This is a genomic window from Parabacteroides sp. CH2-D42-20, assembly GCF_003670185.1.
Classification (GTDB): domain Bacteria; phylum Bacteroidota; class Bacteroidia; order Bacteroidales; family Tannerellaceae; genus Parabacteroides; species Parabacteroides distasonis.
On sequence record NZ_RAYG01000002.1, the window covers coordinates 115,340 to 133,491 of the forward strand.

Genomic DNA, 18,152 nt, shown 5'->3' on the forward strand with positions numbered 1-18,152 from the left:
TTAAAATTCAACTTTCAAGTTTACACCTACATACCTTATAGATGGAGAAGATATATCCTCGCCCTCAATATCCTCAAAGCCATCCGGATCCGAGAATCTAAAATCTTTGGTCAACACAAATAAGTTCTGTCCGATAAAGCCTACATAACAGCTATTCATACTTAACTTACTAATAAACTTCTTCGGCAAATTATATCCGATTGACATTTCCCTCAATTTCAAGAATGTCTTTTTCTGAACTAATTTATCTGGATTATTATGGCTGCTTCTTACAAAATCCTCATAAGAAGTCTCGATATCATTCGGAGCGAATACCCGCGTATCTGATGTAATCCTGCCATATTGATCATATTTGACCTCACCTGATACAATCTTGACACCTTCACCCACATAGTTTTTCTTGCCATTCACCACCTCATCATATCTCCATTGATTGTCCGTATCCGGATGAGCGCCGGTTTCCAACATGTGGAATTCCGTATTCGACCATGATTTTCCACCAATACGGCCATCAAAATTGAGTGTCAGCGTAAAATTCTTATACTTGAATACATTCGCTAGACCATACTCTAAATCCGGATCCGTATAACCAATCAAAGAGCTATATTGGCTCCTAGACATCAAGCCATTCGTATTAATAATATAATTACCATCCGGATCTTTGTCATAGCCTTTATATGAATAAGAATCCGTACGAGCGCCCACGTATGTCCACAAATTATCCGGGCTGAAGTTCTCATCCAATTTAGCGTAATACCTCTTGCTCGTCGAAAGATTCAACGACACATCCCATGAGAAATCACGGACTTGCACCGGAGTAGCGTCAATAGAAATCTCCACCCCCCGACGAACATATTCTTCGTCAATATTCATCAATCTCGATTTATAGCCCGTAGCGGAAGATATCCTTTGGCTGATCGTATTATTATAAGTCAACTTATTGAAATAACTCACATCTAATTTCAAGCGATGTCCTTGCAAGAAGTGAATACCCGTACCGATTTCCCATGTACGATTCGTGATAGGCTTCACGTCGCCACGCAAATAATCCGGATAACTAGCCGTATTCAAGCCATCCCAAACATTCTGTTTAATCGTATAGGCCCGATCTAAATCATAAATAGCTAAATCGGTTTTAGAGACAGTCCACGATCCTCTCAATTTCCAGAAGGGTATCCAATCCGGCAAGCTTATTATATTAGAAGGAATAATACTCACTCCCACGGAAGGATAAAAATATGATTTATCATTTGAAGGCAAAGTAGAAGACCAGTCATTACGCCCTGTAGCCTCCAGATAGTAAGTATCCTTATACCCCAATGTCAACGTGCCGAACAGACTATTCACTTTTTTCGTCTTAGTCTCCGCATCCACGATCGGACTTTCTACGGAAGCTTTTATCGAATAAAAACCGGGAACAGACAAGCCATTCTTCGTGGAAGCTTCCAGATTCTTTGTTTTCGTATAATAAAGAGAACCTCCCAATAAACCGTCAACACTAAAATCACTCAGCTTCTTATTAAACAGCAAGAAGAAATCATAATTCATGGTAAAACCAGTCTTCTTGCCCTCTTTATAATAACCCAGCGCTCCGTCTTCCCAGCCACCACGGCCTTTAGAGATCGTTCCCACCGAAGAACGAGTCACATTATTATTCGCATAAGCGACTCCTCCCGCACGCAATTGCAATTTCATCCAAGGGAGTATCTCGTACTTAAAAGACAATGAACCATTCGTCGTAAAATTATTTATCGACTTAATCTTCTCATAAGCCTCAAAATAAGGATTATCATACCAATCCGTATAATGCCAATTTTGCTTTTCATTTGGGACAAGCCAATAATCCTTGTAATCCCGCAGATCATACTCCGGACCAGTCCATAATAAAATATTGTACATATATCCGGTACCATATCCATACCCAGCCGTATTCGGCGCAGATTCCTGCGTAAAGTTCATACTACCTTCCACGCTCGCCTTATTGCCTAGTTTCAGCTCTCCACCAATATTATACCAGAATTTATTCTTACGTGAATTCGGATATTGATTCTTATCATACAAATAAGACAAAGAAGTGCGGATGCTTCCATTCTTACCAGAAGATGATACACTGACCGTAGTATTACTGATCATACTAAACTCCAAGAAATTCTTAAAATTATTCTTACCCCTCGAAGTCAACTCCATTTCCCGATACTCTTTCTTAATAGGATCCCATTGCGTATAAACACGACCAATATCCAACTTATCGCCCCAGACATAATCTATATTATCAAATTTACCTCCAGACCCGGCGCTATAAGCCGTCTGCACCTCCGGTATTTTTAACTGTCCGGCATTAAACATATTACTGGTATTTACCTCTATAGAAAAGCCCTTATCACCCCCTTTCTTAGTGGTAATCATGATCGCTCCATTACCTCCTCGGGAACCATACAACGCAGAGGCCGTAGCCCCTTTCAACACAGTAATATTCTCAATCACATCCTGGTTGAAATCACTAAACGCTTGATTTGTAGGAACGCCATCCACGACGACCAAAGGCTCCTCTCCACGTAATTTTATCTTAGGAGCGACCCCAAATTCCGTAGAATTATACACTCGCATGCCCGAGATCCTACCACTTAAACTCGTCGCGATATTCACGCCCTTAACTTTCTCCAATTCATCCCCCTTGAACTTTTGTGTAGCATAACCTAACGCTTTCTCTGAACGAGTAATACCCAAAGCGGTAACGACAACTTCCTCCAAGGCTTTTGAATCTTCATCAAGCACTATCTGGAGAACTGTTTTATCCCCAACAGGAACCTCTTTTTCTTGAAAACCGACATAAGATACCATTAGCACATTCCCAGCGGAAACATCCAAGGAAAAGTTTCCGTCCAGATCACTAATAGTGCCGTTAGTCGTTCCTTTTTCTACTACATTCGCACCAATCACTGGATCCCCGTGAGCATCTTTCACGACACCTGTTATTTTTACCTTTTTCGTCTGTTGATTAGCAATCGGTAAATCCTCTTTTTTCGTGTCTCGACGTACGATTATTTGACGATTATTAATAATATACTCAATATCCGTTCCGCTGAATAATTTATCTAATATTATCTCTACAGACTGATCCCGAACATCCAGATTAACTTTCCTATGCAAATCAATGTTAGAACCATGATACACAAAAATAAACTCACTGTTTTTCTCAATGTATTCAAATACATCTTCTACCGTACGATCATTCATTTGAATGCTTAGCATAGTCCGTTGCGCATATAGGGAAGACGCATATATCGCAGATCCTCCAAAACTTACCAGACATAAGGCTAAACCAAGACTTTTGAGAAAATGATTTGATTCTCGGCAGAAATCTTCTTTTTTCTTCATACCTTTGTAATGTTTTTTCTTTAGTACGTAATTATTGATTAAACAAAGCTCTTGAGCCGGAAGATATGGCAGTATCTTCTGGCTCTCTTGTAAATGCAAACACGCTTACAGATCATTCCTTTCCCATAGGCAAATTATTTTAATAAAATTATATTATTCTCCCCGTCTCTCTCTTGGCGTAGAAAAAGAGATTGACAAATAATCTCAACAACTTCCTCCAAGCTCTCTCTCAGGTCCAATTTTCCTGAAATAGGTATTTCACCTATCTCTTTGCCAAATAAAATAGTCCGGCCATAATAACGAGACAACCGATTTAAGACCTCTCCAACCTTACGATCATTTAACAGCATCAAGTTATCTTTCCAACAAATATGTTCAAAGACATCTACCTTTTTGATCGATATTTCTTTACCCTTTAACTCAAGCATATCATCAGGGCTCAGCACATTCTTACCATTATCGCCATTTTTCACCTCGACCTGTCCTTCCACTAATACAACGGAAGCCGCAGGTTCATCCCGATAAGCACACACATTGAATCGAGTGCCAAGCACTTTTACCTCGATCGTACTCGTTTTAACAATAAAAGGGCGAGAAGGGTCCGCAGCAACTTCCAAATAGACCTCTCCATCCACTAATATCTCCCGCTTATCTTTAGCAAAAACCGTAGGAAAAATCACCCGGGTCTCTGCATTAATATACATTTTAGTACCATCTGAAAATACGATATTCGCACGCCGTCCTTTCGGTACTATTATTTGATCCGGCTCATCAATTTTAGTTTCTTGCTCATTCTTTTCTATTTGGTGTTCCTCTACATTTGATTTGCCTACCGTATCATAAATTACCGTAGCTTCATCTTTCAGTTGAACCCAACCTTGATCCTTCACCAAGAGAATCTCATCCCCCGGCAAGGCGCCAACATTCTTTTCCTCCAACAAGGCCAAAGGCAATGAAGATTTATCATGCCCCATTATCCAAAAATAACATCCCACGGCAAGAAGCAACATGACGGCGGCCGCTACGGAAGAAACAAGATAGCGTATACGTAAAACAGAGGTCTTACGGGGAGCATTCAAACGTTCCTCCAGCTTCTGCCAAGAAGAAAGTGCCAGTCGCAAATCCACTCGCTCCTCTTCACGAACTTTACGCAACAAATCTTCTCCGGCTTGCCGAAATGAATCCTTCTCAACCATGTCCTGTTTCTTATTCACGAGATACCTGTTTACTCTTATTACGGATGGAATTCGTTTTGGTACTCACTTTTTACCGGGAAAAATAGCGAATCCGCCATTTTTTTCATTCTTACAACCTCTTTTGCCATCCCTAGGGCACGGCTGTGCCACCTTGATGGCACAACTATGCCACTTGGATGGCACGACTGTGCCATCAAGGTGAAAATTATTGGCACAATATATCTTTGATATACTGCGACATAAAGAGAGTCCAAGAATACATTAAAGCTCCAACGAGAACCACCGCCTTAACTTACGGAGTGTTCTAGACAATAAATTTTTACTGGATTGGTAATTTATGCCTAAAATACCAGCTATCTCATTATGCCCCAATTCATTTACATAATAAAGATAAATGATCTCTCGCTGATGGGGAGAAAGTTTTGTCAAGGCTTTCATCAAAAGTTTAACCCGGTCGTCCGTATCTGTCGTATCCAATGCGATACGGGAGAATAACTCATCCACTTGAAACACGTCCTCATATAAGGAGACATCCTCCATTTTCCTGTTTTTCTCGATCGTATCATACAGCTTATGTCTTAAAGCCTTAAGCAGATATCCTCTGACATTCGCCGTCGGAGAGAGGGAAGTATGGTTTTGAATCAAATTGATAAAAATATCCTGTACGCAATCTTCCACCAAGTTCTTGTCGGGAAGTAACTTGATTCCATAATTGCACAGCAATGCGTAAAATCGGCAATAAAGCTCACGGAAGGCTTCCTTATCTCCCTTCAGACACGATTCCCATAGCTTCTCATCGGATATTTCCATATAGATCATGTAGACAATAACTCCCACAGATTTGGCGCAAACATACAAAAAAACATTCAAATTCAGTTAAGAGCAATAAAAAATTACAAAAAAGCACGTACACCACCATGAATAGCGATGTACGTGCTTCTAAAAAATCACATGGGAAAATCACTTATACCGTTTGCCTTGCCACGGTATCATACCCGTCTGACGGATATGCTCCATCAAGCCATTGAACAAGTTTTTATACGTATCCGAAGATCGTTCCCCGATCGGACTTTGTTCCTTCGGATCTTCCTTTATATTAAAGAATTGAATAGGCTCCCAAGGAGTATTTTGTAAAATCTTGAAATCCCGGTATTGAGATGCGTAATATGCCTGACCTCCATATCGGGAATTACCTTCCCTTCGCACCCAATGCACCATTCGATCTCCGGTATCTTGTTCCTCACCCCGTAAAAGAGGCAAGATACTGATACCGTCGATCTCATGTGATACAGGCACGGCTGTCAGATCGCATAAGGTCGGGAACATATCCGAAAGCATGACGAAATTATCACGTACCGCCGGACGGATCTGGTTCTTCCAATAAATACCTCCGGCTACCCGGATCCCTCCCTCATACATATCCTGCTTCGCGCCTCTGAACGGGCCGTTATTCGCACCCGCATCGTCCTGCCCTCCATTATCAGAGGTAAATATAATGATCGTATTCTCCAACTGGCCATTCTGTTCCAAGGCCTCATACACACGTCCGACGTTATAATCCAAATGCTCAATCAAGGCGACAATCTTAGCACGCTTCTCTGGAAGTGACGGTTCACGCTTTTTCACCTTTTCCAGCCATTCCTGAGGAGGTTGTATCGGGGTATGTGGGGCATTATAAGCTAGATACAAGAAGAAAGGCTCTTGCTTTTGCTTCATATCCGACAGGTAACGGATCGCCCAATCAGAGAAAATCTCTGTAGCATGTCCTTGTGGATCGATCTCTTTCAAGTTCTCACGCATATAATTATTTCCGAAACGACGATGGGTATAATAATCATCCATCATATCCCCTAAAAATCCCCGGTAGAAATCGAAGCCCCTTTCCGTAGGGGTATTCGGAGATTCCAATCCTAGATTCCATTTTCCAACCATCGCATTATGATAGCCTCTTTTCTTCAACATCTGGGGTAATAATACGGCATCCTCCGACAGATACCCCCAGCTATCCTCTTTATGCGTACGAATGACTCCCGGTACGCCTACCATATCCGGATAACGACCGGTTAATAAGGAAGCTCTACTAGGAGAGGAGACCGGACAGTTCGCATGGAAATTCGTGAAACGAACTCCTTCATTTAATAATTTATCGATATGTGGAGTTTGAATGCCCTTGGCGGCTCCTTGACAGGACAAATCACCATATCCCAAATCATCCACCAAAATCAGCAGGATATTCGGGCTATCCGGCAAAGCCTTTGTTTGTGCGGAAGCTGCGGAAAAAGCCAATCCGCAAGCCGCTGTCAGTATATATTTATTCATCTATCTGTTGTTTTTAATTTCCCATTACATCATATCACATACGGAAGGTTTGATCTTCATTCCTTTCTTATGTTTCTCACCAGCCTCGATCAGTAATTTCACGATCTCCGGATGCTTATCCGCCTGATTGAATCGCTCTGAGATATCTGTCTCCACGTTATACAACAAGGGTTCTGCCGGAGTCTCGATCTTACAGGTTCGCAGATATTGGTCCTTGATCGTCTTAAAATAATACTTCCACTCCCCTTTACGGATCGCCATCAACTCGCTTCCCCACCAATAATAAACTTCATCACGGGCGGAATGCTTTTCCTCAAACAATAATCCGGTTTGATTCACGCCATCCAATACAAGATCTTTCGGTTGCTCGATACCCGCCATCGAGAGGAAAGTCGGATATAAATCCATCGAGGTCATAATCTCATCGTTAATCGCCGGATTGATTTTTCCCGGCATCCAACAAATGGCCGGAACCCGGAAGCCACCTTCCCACCAAGTACCCTTGCCATCCTTCAACGGACCTGCGGAACCACCATTCTCATGCTCCGTCAGCCAAGGGCCGTTATCGCTGGTAAAAATAACAAACGTATTCTCGTCCAAGCCATTTTCACGCAGAGCCTTCAACACCTCCCCAACGCTCCAGTCTATTTCCTCAACCACATCTCCGTACAGGCCTCGTTTGCTCGTTCCCTCGAAACGGGCATTCGTGTACAATGGGATATGCGGGAAGGTATGAGCGAAATAAAGGAAGAAAGGTTCCTTTGAATGATCCTTGATGAACGATACCGCTTTCTCCGTATAGCGACGGGTTAATTCTCCCTGATCCGGTTCCGATTCGATTTGCTTACCATCCACTATCAATGGAGTCGGAGGAAAATTCCGGGCATGCGCGCCTTTATTCTGAACGGGGCTCATATCATTGGAATAAGGTATGCCGAAATAGGTATCAAAACCATGATCCGTCGGTAAATAGGGAGAGAACGCTCCTAAATGCCATTTGCCTACACAGCCGGTCGCATACCCACTTTGTTGTAAAACCTTGGCGATCGTGACCTCATCTTGTCCTAACCCAGCCTTTGAGTTAGGGAAAAGTACGGCTACCCGATCTCCATACAATCCATTTCGAACCGGCAAACGTCCGGTCATTAACGCGGCCCGACTTGGTGTAGAGACTCCGGCCCCCACATAAAACTGGGTCAGCTTCATTCCTTCACAAGCCATACGGTCTATATTCGGTGTGCGGATCGTGGGATTCCCATAGCAACTCAAATCCCCATATCCCATATCGTCACAGAATATGATTACAAAATTAGGCTTATTGGCCGCATCCGAGGCAGCGTTCAAGCTCAAGCTGTTCGATAATACCGCCGCTGTTAAAACAGACAATGATTTCAGTGTTTTCATATGCGTATCTTTTTATTTAAGTAAACGGGCAAAAGGTTCATCTATGATACCGGCAGGACGCTGGTTCCGGCCTTCATATCCCCAATCTCCCATATCATTACGAACCTGTTCGATCCATTGATTCATCTTCGTCACTACTTCGGGATGTTTATCGATGACATTGGTTGTTTCCGACAAATCATTCGCCAAATTATATAAACGAGCTTCACCGACTTCCGTATCCGGGAAGTGAGGGCCTTTGATACGTTCCTTCAAAGGTAAATGATACTTCCAGTTTCCCCAACGTACCGCTTGTAATTGTTGTTTCTGGTAATAATAGAAAGTCTCCGTGGGCGATGCCATCGATTCTCCCTCCAAGATTCCAGACACATTATGCCCATCTATCACCCGGTCGGAAGGAACCGCATAACCGCAATAATGCGCCAATGTCGGTAAGAAATCCATCGAAGTCACCAGATTATCAGTCTCCTGTCCCGCCGGTATTTTAGCGGGCCATCTCATTATACAAGGCACCCTGAACCCACCTTCATACGTCGTACCCTTTTGGCCTCTCAACGGACGGTTCGTACCGCCGAAGTGTTCATCCGCACCATTATCGGAAGTAAAGATAACCAAGGTATTTTGATCCAATCCTTCCTCCTTTAAAGTCTCAAGCAAGACTCCCATCGACCAATCCAATTCCTCGGTCGCATCTCCATAGAGTCCGTTCTGAGACTTTCCCTTGAAAGCGGGAGAAGCCGCTAACGGATTATGAGTCATATTATGGCACAAGTAAATAAAGAACGGAGATTCCTTATGAGACTTTATAAACTCCACAGTCTTATTGGTATAACGAATCGTCAAGGAATCATGACCGACAGGAGCCACTATTACCTCCTCCTGTTCCATCAAGGGTAACGGACAATACGGACGATCCATATCGTTACTATAAGGAATACCATAATAGTAGTCGAAACCCTGCCGGGTAGGAAGAAATGGCAATTGATCCCCTAGATGCCATTTCCCGATACAAGCCGTCGCATATCCCTGCTCCTTCATCAACTCGGCGATCGTTATCTCACCGGGATTCAAGCCTTTATGCGAAGCTGGAAATAGCACTTGCCTCCCTTTGGACATCAAAGGTGTAGGGTCCGCATTTACATGCATGGAGACTCGCCTTGGATAACACCCTGTCAATAAAGCCGATCTGGAAGGTGTGCTCACGCTCGAACCCACATAAAAATCGGTCAGTCGTATTCCCTCTTTAGCCATCTGGTCGATATGGGGAGTACGATGCTTCGTACTCCCGTAACAACCTAAATCCCCATATCCGAAATCATCGATAAATACGATTATCACATTTGGCCTTTCCGCCGCTTGAGTAGCCACGGCCGCTCCGGAAAAAGCTAATACAGATATTAGTTTAGATATAAATTTCATTTCATCCTTCTTTTAGTTGAACATTACCAACCCGGGTTCTGATCCAAATTCGGATTCAAAGAGCGCTCGCTATCAGGAATCGGTAATAAATCGTAATATTCCAAATAGCCATTTGGGAACTTCGTCTCGATCACGCTACCCTCATGATCCTTAATAATCATAGGGTAAAGTTCCTTACCGATTTTCCAACGTTTTACATCTGACCAATAACGTCCTTCTAATGCTAACTCAATCCGTCTCTCATGTCTCACTTTCTCACGGGCCTCCTCACGGCTCATAGATGTCGGCAACAAAGAGATCTTAACATCATCCCTTTCCGTACGGATCCGGTTAAGGATAGCGATCGCATCCGCCACATTTCCATTCGTCTCAATAATCGCCTCCGCTTTTGACAATAAGACATCCGCATATCTCAGTATGATATCATTGATATAAGATTGTCCGGAAGGAGGAAGCTTTGACTCATCCTGAATCCGATATTTACGGGTACTTAAATGTTTCAACCGATTACCGGCATGATTAAACGCACCTCCCGGATACAGGTAATTAGGGAAACGATAGCCCAAGAAATAAGAACCCGGAAGTACAGCCGTGAAACCTAAACGAGGATCCCGGTTCTCATAAGGATTCTCGGGATCTACAGGAGAGCCGTCGATCGTCTCATAAGCCGCTACCAAATCATCCGTAGGGACATAACGGCTTCCACGGGTCCAACTTCCGGTACCCGTTCCGCAATACTGGTCAATATAGGAACCTTGCGAATTTTCGCCTTCAATATATTGGATATCAAACAATACTTCCTTATTGTTCTCATTAGCCGGATCAAACAAGCCCTCATAACTATGGAATAGACCATATTTCTTCAACGCATCAATTTGCTCGACACAAGCCAGAACCTCCTTGTATTTACCTTGGTATAAGTAGGCTCGCATTTTCATACCTAAAGCCGCCCCCTTGGTAGCACGCCCCGGCTCGGGAGCATCCACTCCCAAATTGGTGATCGCAACCTCATAATCATCCAACGCCTGTTGCCAAGTCTCCTCCAAACTCGCCCGCTTCAAGCTACGAGCTTCTTCCGTGGAAATGTTCGTCAATATAATAGGTACCCCACCATAGGTTTCCGCTAGCACGGAATAAGCCAGTCCCCGTAGAAAATGAGTCTCACCTGAATATTTGGCTTTCGCTTCTTCCGATAAATCCACTAAATCCATACAGGCCAACAAATAGTTTGCCCGGGAGATTATCTCGTAACATCTTTTCCAACGATACGTTACGACTCCTCCGTCACTAGAGCTCAATCGCCCGGCACCCAGCTTATTAAAAACCTCATCCGTTCCCCAGTTAAATGCGTTAGGGGTAGCTCCATCCGTTATGCCAAAGCCAAACAAGCCTTGATTATAAACCTCTTTTTCCCTCAATTGAGCATAGACACCATTTAAAAGGAGTTTGATATCCGATTCATTTTCCGGGAAACTCGCCGAAGTAATCTTATCCTCAGGATACAAATCCAAATAATTCTCCATACATCCCGTGAAAGAGACACATAGTATAATTGATAAGCAATATGCTAATAACTGTTTCATACTTTTAGAAATTAAGATTTATACCAAATGTAAATATTCTCGGAGTCGGGTAATAATTGGTACCCGAATCAAACGTATTTCTTTCCGGATCATATCCTTCATACCCTTTTTTCCACATAATCGTAAACAGGTTCTGGGCATTCGCATATACATACAACCGTTGCATTTTTAGCTTTGAGGTAATCCATTCAGGGAACGCATAACCTAATTGTAAGTTCTTCAATTTCAAGAAATCGATACGATGTACCCAAAATGAGGAGTCATACGTGTCCCATGAAGAGTCAAACCGAAGCATCGGTATATTTGAGTCCGGATTCTCTGGGCTCCACGCATCCCGCCATTTATCAGAAATAGTCAGCCATTCGTATTGCATACGGGTCATGCCGCTCTTCGTAAACGCATTCGCCTGTCCCAAACCTTGGAATAAGATATTTAAGTCAAACCCTTTATAGCGTAAGCCGGCAGTAAGTCCATACGTAATTTTAGGAATCGTATTACCAAGTACTTGTTTATCTTGATAGTCTAATTTTCCATCGTTATTAACATCCTCGTATTTCAGATTTCCCATTTCCGGCTTAAGCCCATTGCTATGCATATGTTGAGCGGCTTCTTCGTCCGATTGATAGATGCCAACCGCTTTATAGCCATACAAAGCCTTATACGGATATCCCTCACGAATCAAATAAAGCTGGTCCGGAGAGTTTCCTCCTTGAAATTTCGTTACTTTATTATCGATATACGTAAAGTTTAGTCCTACGTTAAATCCAAGGCGATCTCTGCTCGTCTCAAGATTATCATAATTCACGACTAACTCAAAACCATTATTTTTCATTTCGCCCACATTCTCAAACGGCGCGGTCTTATCCCCTAATACATTTGGTATTGGCAATTGAACGATAATATCGGTTGTCTTTTTATTGAAGTAATCAGCTTCAATATTCAACTTATTACCTAAGAAGCCCAAATCCACGCCAATATCCAAGGAAGAAGTAGTTTCCCAAGTAATATCCTCATCCACCAAAGCGGTTACGGCAGCACCCGGAGCCAATGAACCTCCATAATTATAACTCAAGTCATAATTTTGGGAGATCACTGTTAAATAAGGCCAATATCCTTCAATAGTTTGATTGCCTAATTGTCCCCACGACGCACGTAGTTTCAAATTAGAAAACAGATTCAGGTTCTTAATAAACGCCTCTTCACTCAAACGCCATCCTGCAGAGAAGCCCGGAAAAACACCCCAACGATTTCCCCGTTTAAAACGAGAGGAGGCATCGGCACGGAGATTCATCTCAAATAAATATTTATCCGCAAAGGCATAATTCAATCGACCAAAATAAGATGCCATGCGTAGACCTTCAAAATTTCCCTCTCCCTTGATACCTTCCGTTCCCGCGTCCACTTGGGTTAATCCTTCTTTAGGAGGGTTGGTTCTTCGGGCAAATACGTTCTTTATACTATAATTCTCCAATTGGGTACCAAGGATAGCGGCAACATAATGCTTATCCGCAAATCGCTTGCTATAGTTTAATGTCGCTTGGAAATTATTACGCATGGTCGATACTTGCTCTCTACTCAACACAATACCATCACGATTGTAATTTTTCGGTATCGTCTCTATGCCAGAATCCGTATATCCATAAAGGGTCTCATTATATTTATCAACCATTTTCCAATTGCCATTAGAGGCCCATGTTACTTGTAAGTTCAAGTCTTTCGTAAAATCTACGGTAGCGAAAGCATTTACAGCCATATAATCCTTGGATGTTTTAGTCGCCCCGTTCGAAGCGTCTATAACCGGCTGATAAGTCGTATACAATAAAGTACCATCATCCTTAATCGCTTCTACCGAACCGAAACGGCCATCCCGGGTATATGGAGCGATGAAAGGAGCCGCGCCTTGTTGCTGTTCGAATACACGGAACAAATCAAAAGGCTCTTGGGAATTCCTACGAGTATAATTCAAACGAGCGCCAACTCTCAACCATGAATTCACTTTATACTCCACATTTGCCCGGATACCGAACCGCTCCGCCTTAGAGTTCATCAAAATACCTTCCTGACTCAAATAGTTCAAAGACAAGAAGGAAGATAGTTTCTCCGATCCACCGCGAATGGATAAATTATGCCCTGTTATTAAAGCATTCCGATAAAGAGAGTCATACCAATCCGTATTCGGGTATTTATAAGGATCTGTTCCGTTTGCGAAATTAGAGATCAATGTTTCCGAGAAAAGAGGGTTCTCTCCCCCATTCACCAAAGCTTGATTCGCCATAGTCATATGCTCGGCGCTATTCGTCACTAAATCAAAATGACGTCCGATCTGCTGCATTCCGACGTAAGAGTTCAACTCTACTTGGGTTTTCTCATTATTCTTTCCCATCTTCGTCGTAACCAAAACGACACCGTTAGCGGCCTTTGATCCGTAAATAGCCGCACTAGCCGCATCCTTCAAGACTGTGATACTTTCGATGTCACTCGGATTTACTTGGCTGAATACCCCTTCTACTCCGTCAATAATCACCAACGGGTCCGAATTATTCAATGTACCCCAGCCACGAATTCTCAATTGCGCTCCATCATCTCCCGGCTTACCCGAATTCTGGCTGATCCACACGCCGGAAACCTTTCCGGAAAGTGCTTGAGAAGCATCAGTGATCGGACGATTCGCCAATTCCTCATCAAATTTGACTGAAGAAACAGAACCTGTCAAATTCACCTTCTTCTGGGTTCCATAACCAACAACCACAACCTCTTCCAAAGCCTGTGTATCCTCCCTTAAACGTACATTCAATGAAGTCTGTCCCGCAATAGCGACAGTTGTTGGCATAAAGCCGATATAAGAAAATTGAAGTGTCGCGTTATCCGATACCTCCAAAATAAATTTACCATCAAAGTCTGTTATCGTACCATTTGTAGTACCTTTCTCCACAACATTCGCTCCAATGATAGGTTCCCCTTTTGAATCGACAACAACACCCGTTATTTTTTTGGCTTGCTGGGTGACCGCATTCGCTATAGGTTTTTCAAATAAGTAGATCTTTCCATTTTTAACTTCATAACTTAATGACGTGCCCTCCGTTATTTTATCCAATACATTTGTCAATTCTGCATTCGTAAAATTAACGCTCACTCTCCGATTCAAATCTACGATTTGTTTGCTATACGCAACACTCAACCCGGTTTGGTGGGTGATGGTAGCTAAAACTTTCTCCACTTTCGCATTGTCCAGCACAATAGAAACCCGCTGAGCCGAGGCGGTAGCCGTGAAACTCAGCAAGGATATGACTAAAAATAGAAAGGTTAACTTCATGGCATTCGGTATTTTCTCAATTAATATTAAAAGGCACCTACGCCGAGGGCTTTCTTGCTTTTCTTTCATATATTTGTATTGATTTTAATAGTTGGTATTAGAAATTTATTTTTAATACGACCGGCAGCCGAAAAGGGTATATGGGGCACAGAACGAAGCGGTTTAACTCTGAATATTGAAAACACTACGGAAAGCCTTTATTCATAGGCGTTTCAGAAGGATAGGACACGAATGCCGGTTTAAAACGAAACGGTTTTTGCCTTACACTTGCTTAGTTTTAGCTTAACACTTGAAGTTATCTAATTAAAGCAAACGCCGGCCGCCATTTACTTTTCTCTTTACTTTGCTTATATTTCCCCGATACGAAAAACAAAGCCGCCATAGGGCCTCAAAACGAGGTTGCCGGCGGCTTTGTTTTTGCTGTTTTTTATTTTTCCTTTTTTGGTAGTTTAACGATATAAAAACTTCCAAATATTTATTATTTGGTAGTTTTGCAGTATAAAATTCCAAATACGCATGGGAAAGACAGAAACAAAGGTGATACATGTACACCTGATATTTGAGAAAAAAGATTTCTATTTTGGTAGTATATCTGCCATATTCAAAACACTGGACGAAGAACGTATCGGTATTAAGAAAAGTACCCTTCTACATGCCGGTTTAAGTGATGGAACGTCCTTGCCTACCCGAAAAGCTATTATAAAGCAATCCTACCTTATTAGAGGCGGAAGTTAAAGTGTTGTTACATTGAATATTAGAAGCCGTCAAAATGCCTTTGATATGGTATTCTAACGGCTTTTTTATTGGTGTTCTAACATCTTGTTTTACTTGAATGCCTTACAAAAACACCTACATAAAACACGTACAAAATATATGTTAAAACACTTACAAAAGACTTACAAAAACATGTAATATGATGCTTGTAAAATATATAAAAACAACATAAAACGGTTTGTTTTGACAGAAAAAGCCGTTTAAATGGGTAGAAAAAGCCATTTATATAAACGTATTAATCAACACAATTATACCTATTATATCACGTATTATCAGATAGTTATGCTTTATATCTCCTTTCCCGGCTTTCATTTTTGTGTGCGTATGCCTTTGAGGGATTATTCAAGCCTTAATACCCCTATTACAAGTGCAACCGAGTGGATTGCGCTTAAATGTAGTTCGAACGGATCATAATTGGGGTTGTCTGATATAATGGACACATGTTCTTTGTCGCTGCCGGGTTTTATTCTTTTAATAAGTGGCCCTTGTGTTGTGTCGATAACATATACTTTATTCCATTGAAAGAACAGATCGGACATAGGCACATGTTGGCAGGCTACAATATCACCGGAACTATATTTCGGATACATGCTGGAACCTTTCACCGGTATGAGAAAGTCAGCCCCTTTGAACATTGGTATGACGTAACGTTCGCATTCGTACTCTAAAATAGTCTGTTCGCTTGTTAAAGCTCCGGCCATCGCTTCAATTGGTATTAGTGGTATCCCTTCATTGGGATGAATAGTCGGTATAGCTACTGGTTTGTCAGCAGTATTTTCTATTGGGGCTGTCGGAGGTATACAATTAACGCTTTTTACTGGGTTTGTATGTGTCGAATCTACCAATGGAGGATTTTCCTCTTGTAGCATAGTACCTCTACCTGTTAATAGCCAATTGGGATTTAAATCCGGGTATGCGTATAGAATTTTCTCTATATTAGTAGAACTCATGCCTTTACCAGAGGCCTTTGCTTTACCTATAAGCCCAACAGAAAGACCTGCTATAACAGTCATTTGATTGTCGTTAATGCCTTTTGTTTTCATATAATGTTGAAGTCTTTCTATAAAATTCTCCATAAAACTTGATTTTTTTCAATGAAACATTCTATATATAGAAAAACTTCTATATATTTGCAGCGTGTTAAACATATTAACGGGCGGTAAATATAATAAAAAACGCTCGACAGTTCAATAATTAAAGGAGTGAAATATGAAAAGGTATTGGTTTGAGTTGACAGATGAACGCTATAATGATTTGGGCGTATCAATACCGGACGGTAGTAGTAAACAGACTGCAATCAATCACGCTAAAAGGTGGATGAAAGAAAACTGTGTAAGAGTTGCGGAGCTGGCTGTAAACAGTATGATTACTGGCAATTTGCTTGACACAATAGAAATCGAACTTAATTAAAACGGTAAAATATGAAAGCAATCAAAGTATTTATTGATGAAGCGGAACAGTTTAAGATGCTGAACCTGATAGAGAAGTTCAACGGCCACGAGGATATAGCGGCTACGGGGACAGGCCAGACGGATTTTGTAGTAGCTGCTTCCGGTGAATGTGCGATGGCTTATGTAAGGGCAGTCCTTGCCGGGAAATTGGATGATTGTACGATTGAAATAATTAAATGATATAGGAAATGAAAGAGCTTGGTAGTATAGAAGTAACAGTCACCCGCATCACATATGGATTTGATGAATCGGATTTTGAGAAAGAAGGAGTAAACAAACATTGTATAAAAGGTGAACGAACCATTGTAAAAATGGATGGCGAAGTCTATTACGACCAGTATGTCGCCACCCATTTGACAAGAAAATGCCCATTTTTTGGCTCCCCGGTGGATTGCTTCTGGAATTATGTCGTAATGCTATTTCCCGAAGAGAAGCCCAGCTGCGGTAGCAATACCGGCTGCGATGCTTGTAATCGTTTCCGCTTTATGAGGAAGCGACGGTTTGAGGTCTTCAATCTCAAGAAGCAACTTTTCAATGTTCGCCTGAAGAAGTTCTTCTTGGGCTTTAAATCCCCCCTTGGAAAGAAGTTCAGAGGCTTCAAGATGTAAAAGATATGAGACCTTATAAGCATTGGCACTACATTCGCTAATTAGGTTGAGCCTTTGAAAGTGTTTCATAATGCCTATAATCTTTTCTTTCCCCTTAATGGGGTATTCAGAATAGGCGAAACCCGTGATACCGATATAGGAACCACGTTCGCAGACAAAGGAAAGCATAAGGTCTTTTTCTTCAATGATATTATTCATGGTATTAAGTATTAGTTAGACATGCTACAAATGTAGCAAAACTTCCGCGGTTCGTGAGAATAGCGGAAGGTATTTAAAACAGAGTATTAACTATAAACGATATAGCGATGAAAAAGCATATTTATTTAGACAGGGCCGGCAAAGGCAAATTGCGTCAGATATTTGACTGTACGGGTGTGATGATATGGAAAGCATTGACTTTTGAAAGCGACAGTGGGCTGGCCCGCGAAATCCGTTACACGGCAATAAAGGAATTAGGCGGTTTTACTATCAATGACGGTTTTGCTATGGACTGGGAAACAACCCATCAAACGGCAGAGCATACAATGACGCAGACTTTTGGGAAACGTGTTAAAATCATATCACATAATGATTTTCCTTTAGTCGTTGCCTTTATAAATGGCAAAGAAGTGAAGAGAGTAGAAAGCAGTTTGATGATTTCTGATTTTATGAACCTTCAGGATGAAGTTGTGAGAATGGCCTACGGCCCCCGAATTTAAAGTATCACT

General features: G+C 41.8%; 14 protein-coding genes. 4 read left to right on the forward strand and 10 right to left on the reverse strand.

Annotated elements, in window-relative coordinates:
* From D7V92_RS02075 to D7V92_RS02110, 8 genes are all read right to left on the reverse strand, one after another.
* Nucleotides 1-3,378 (reverse strand): SusC/RagA family TonB-linked outer membrane protein, encoded by a 3,378-nt coding sequence (locus D7V92_RS02075; RefSeq protein WP_121772231.1) that lies wholly within the window; start codon nt 3,376-3,378, stop codon nt 1-3.
* Nucleotides 3,379-3,512: 134 nt separating this feature from the next.
* Nucleotides 3,513-4,592, reverse strand: coding sequence for a FecR family protein (locus D7V92_RS02080; protein WP_199718891.1), 1,080 nt, complete (start codon nt 4,590-4,592; stop codon nt 3,513-3,515).
* 243 nt (nt 4,593-4,835) lie between these two features.
* Nucleotides 4,836-5,384, reverse strand: a complete 549-nt coding sequence (locus tag D7V92_RS02085) for an RNA polymerase sigma factor (protein ID WP_121772232.1) — start codon at nt 5,382-5,384, stop codon at nt 4,836-4,838.
* Between the two features lie 150 nt (nt 5,385-5,534).
* Nucleotides 5,535-6,893, reverse strand: coding sequence for a sulfatase (locus D7V92_RS02090; RefSeq protein ID WP_121772169.1), 1,359 nt, complete (start codon nt 6,891-6,893; stop codon nt 5,535-5,537).
* A 24-nt stretch (nt 6,894-6,917) separates the two neighbouring features.
* Nucleotides 6,918-8,297: a sulfatase gene (locus D7V92_RS02095; protein WP_121772170.1), complete on the reverse strand. Its 1,380-nt coding sequence runs from the start codon at nt 8,295-8,297 to the stop codon at nt 6,918-6,920.
* A 12-nt stretch (nt 8,298-8,309) separates the two neighbouring features.
* Entirely contained in the window at nt 8,310-9,716 is a 1,407-nt protein-coding gene (locus D7V92_RS02100) for a sulfatase (protein WP_121772171.1), read from the reverse strand.
* A 23-nt stretch (nt 9,717-9,739) separates the two neighbouring features.
* The gene (locus D7V92_RS02105) at nt 9,740-11,299 is read right to left on the reverse strand and encodes a RagB/SusD family nutrient uptake outer membrane protein (protein ID WP_005854088.1); all 1,560 of its coding nucleotides are present in this window, start codon (nt 11,297-11,299) and stop codon (nt 9,740-9,742) included.
* Between the two features lie 4 nt (nt 11,300-11,303).
* Nucleotides 11,304-14,681, reverse strand: coding sequence for a TonB-dependent receptor (locus D7V92_RS02110; RefSeq protein WP_036615447.1), 3,378 nt, complete (start codon nt 14,679-14,681; stop codon nt 11,304-11,306).
* A 447-nt stretch (nt 14,682-15,128) separates the two neighbouring features.
* Here D7V92_RS02110 and D7V92_RS02115 point away from each other — a divergent pair, with 447 nt between their 5' ends.
* The gene (locus D7V92_RS02115) at nt 15,129-15,347 is read left to right on the forward strand and encodes a hypothetical protein (RefSeq protein ID WP_121772172.1); all 219 of its coding nucleotides are present in this window, start codon (nt 15,129-15,131) and stop codon (nt 15,345-15,347) included.
* A 377-nt stretch (nt 15,348-15,724) separates the two neighbouring features.
* Here D7V92_RS02115 and D7V92_RS02120 read toward each other — a convergent pair whose 3' ends face one another.
* The gene (locus D7V92_RS02120; RefSeq protein WP_121772173.1) at nt 15,725-16,462 is read right to left on the reverse strand and encodes a LexA family transcriptional regulator; all 738 of its coding nucleotides are present in this window, start codon (nt 16,460-16,462) and stop codon (nt 15,725-15,727) included.
* A gap of 133 nt (nt 16,463-16,595) precedes the next feature.
* On the opposite strand from D7V92_RS02120, the gene D7V92_RS02125 reads away from it, so the two are divergent.
* Both D7V92_RS02125 and D7V92_RS02130 read left to right on the forward strand, forming a co-directional pair.
* A complete protein-coding gene (locus D7V92_RS02125) occupies nt 16,596-16,796 on the forward strand; it encodes a hypothetical protein (protein WP_057327626.1) in 201 nt (66 codons plus the stop codon).
* 11 nt (nt 16,797-16,807) lie between these two features.
* A complete protein-coding gene (locus tag D7V92_RS02130; RefSeq protein ID WP_121772174.1) occupies nt 16,808-17,017 on the forward strand; it encodes a hypothetical protein in 210 nt (69 codons plus the stop codon).
* Nucleotides 17,018-17,253: 236 nt separating this feature from the next.
* On the opposite strand, the gene D7V92_RS02135 is transcribed toward D7V92_RS02130, so the two are convergent.
* On the reverse strand, nt 17,254-17,643 hold the full coding sequence (locus D7V92_RS02135; RefSeq protein WP_121772175.1) for a hypothetical protein: 390 nt from the start codon (nt 17,641-17,643) through the stop codon (nt 17,254-17,256).
* A gap of 107 nt (nt 17,644-17,750) precedes the next feature.
* Between D7V92_RS02135 and D7V92_RS02140 the strand changes: the two genes are divergently transcribed.
* Nucleotides 17,751-18,143: a hypothetical protein gene (locus tag D7V92_RS02140; RefSeq protein WP_121772176.1), complete on the forward strand. Its 393-nt coding sequence runs from the start codon at nt 17,751-17,753 to the stop codon at nt 18,141-18,143.
* The last annotated feature ends 9 nt before the right edge of the window (nt 18,144-18,152 follow it).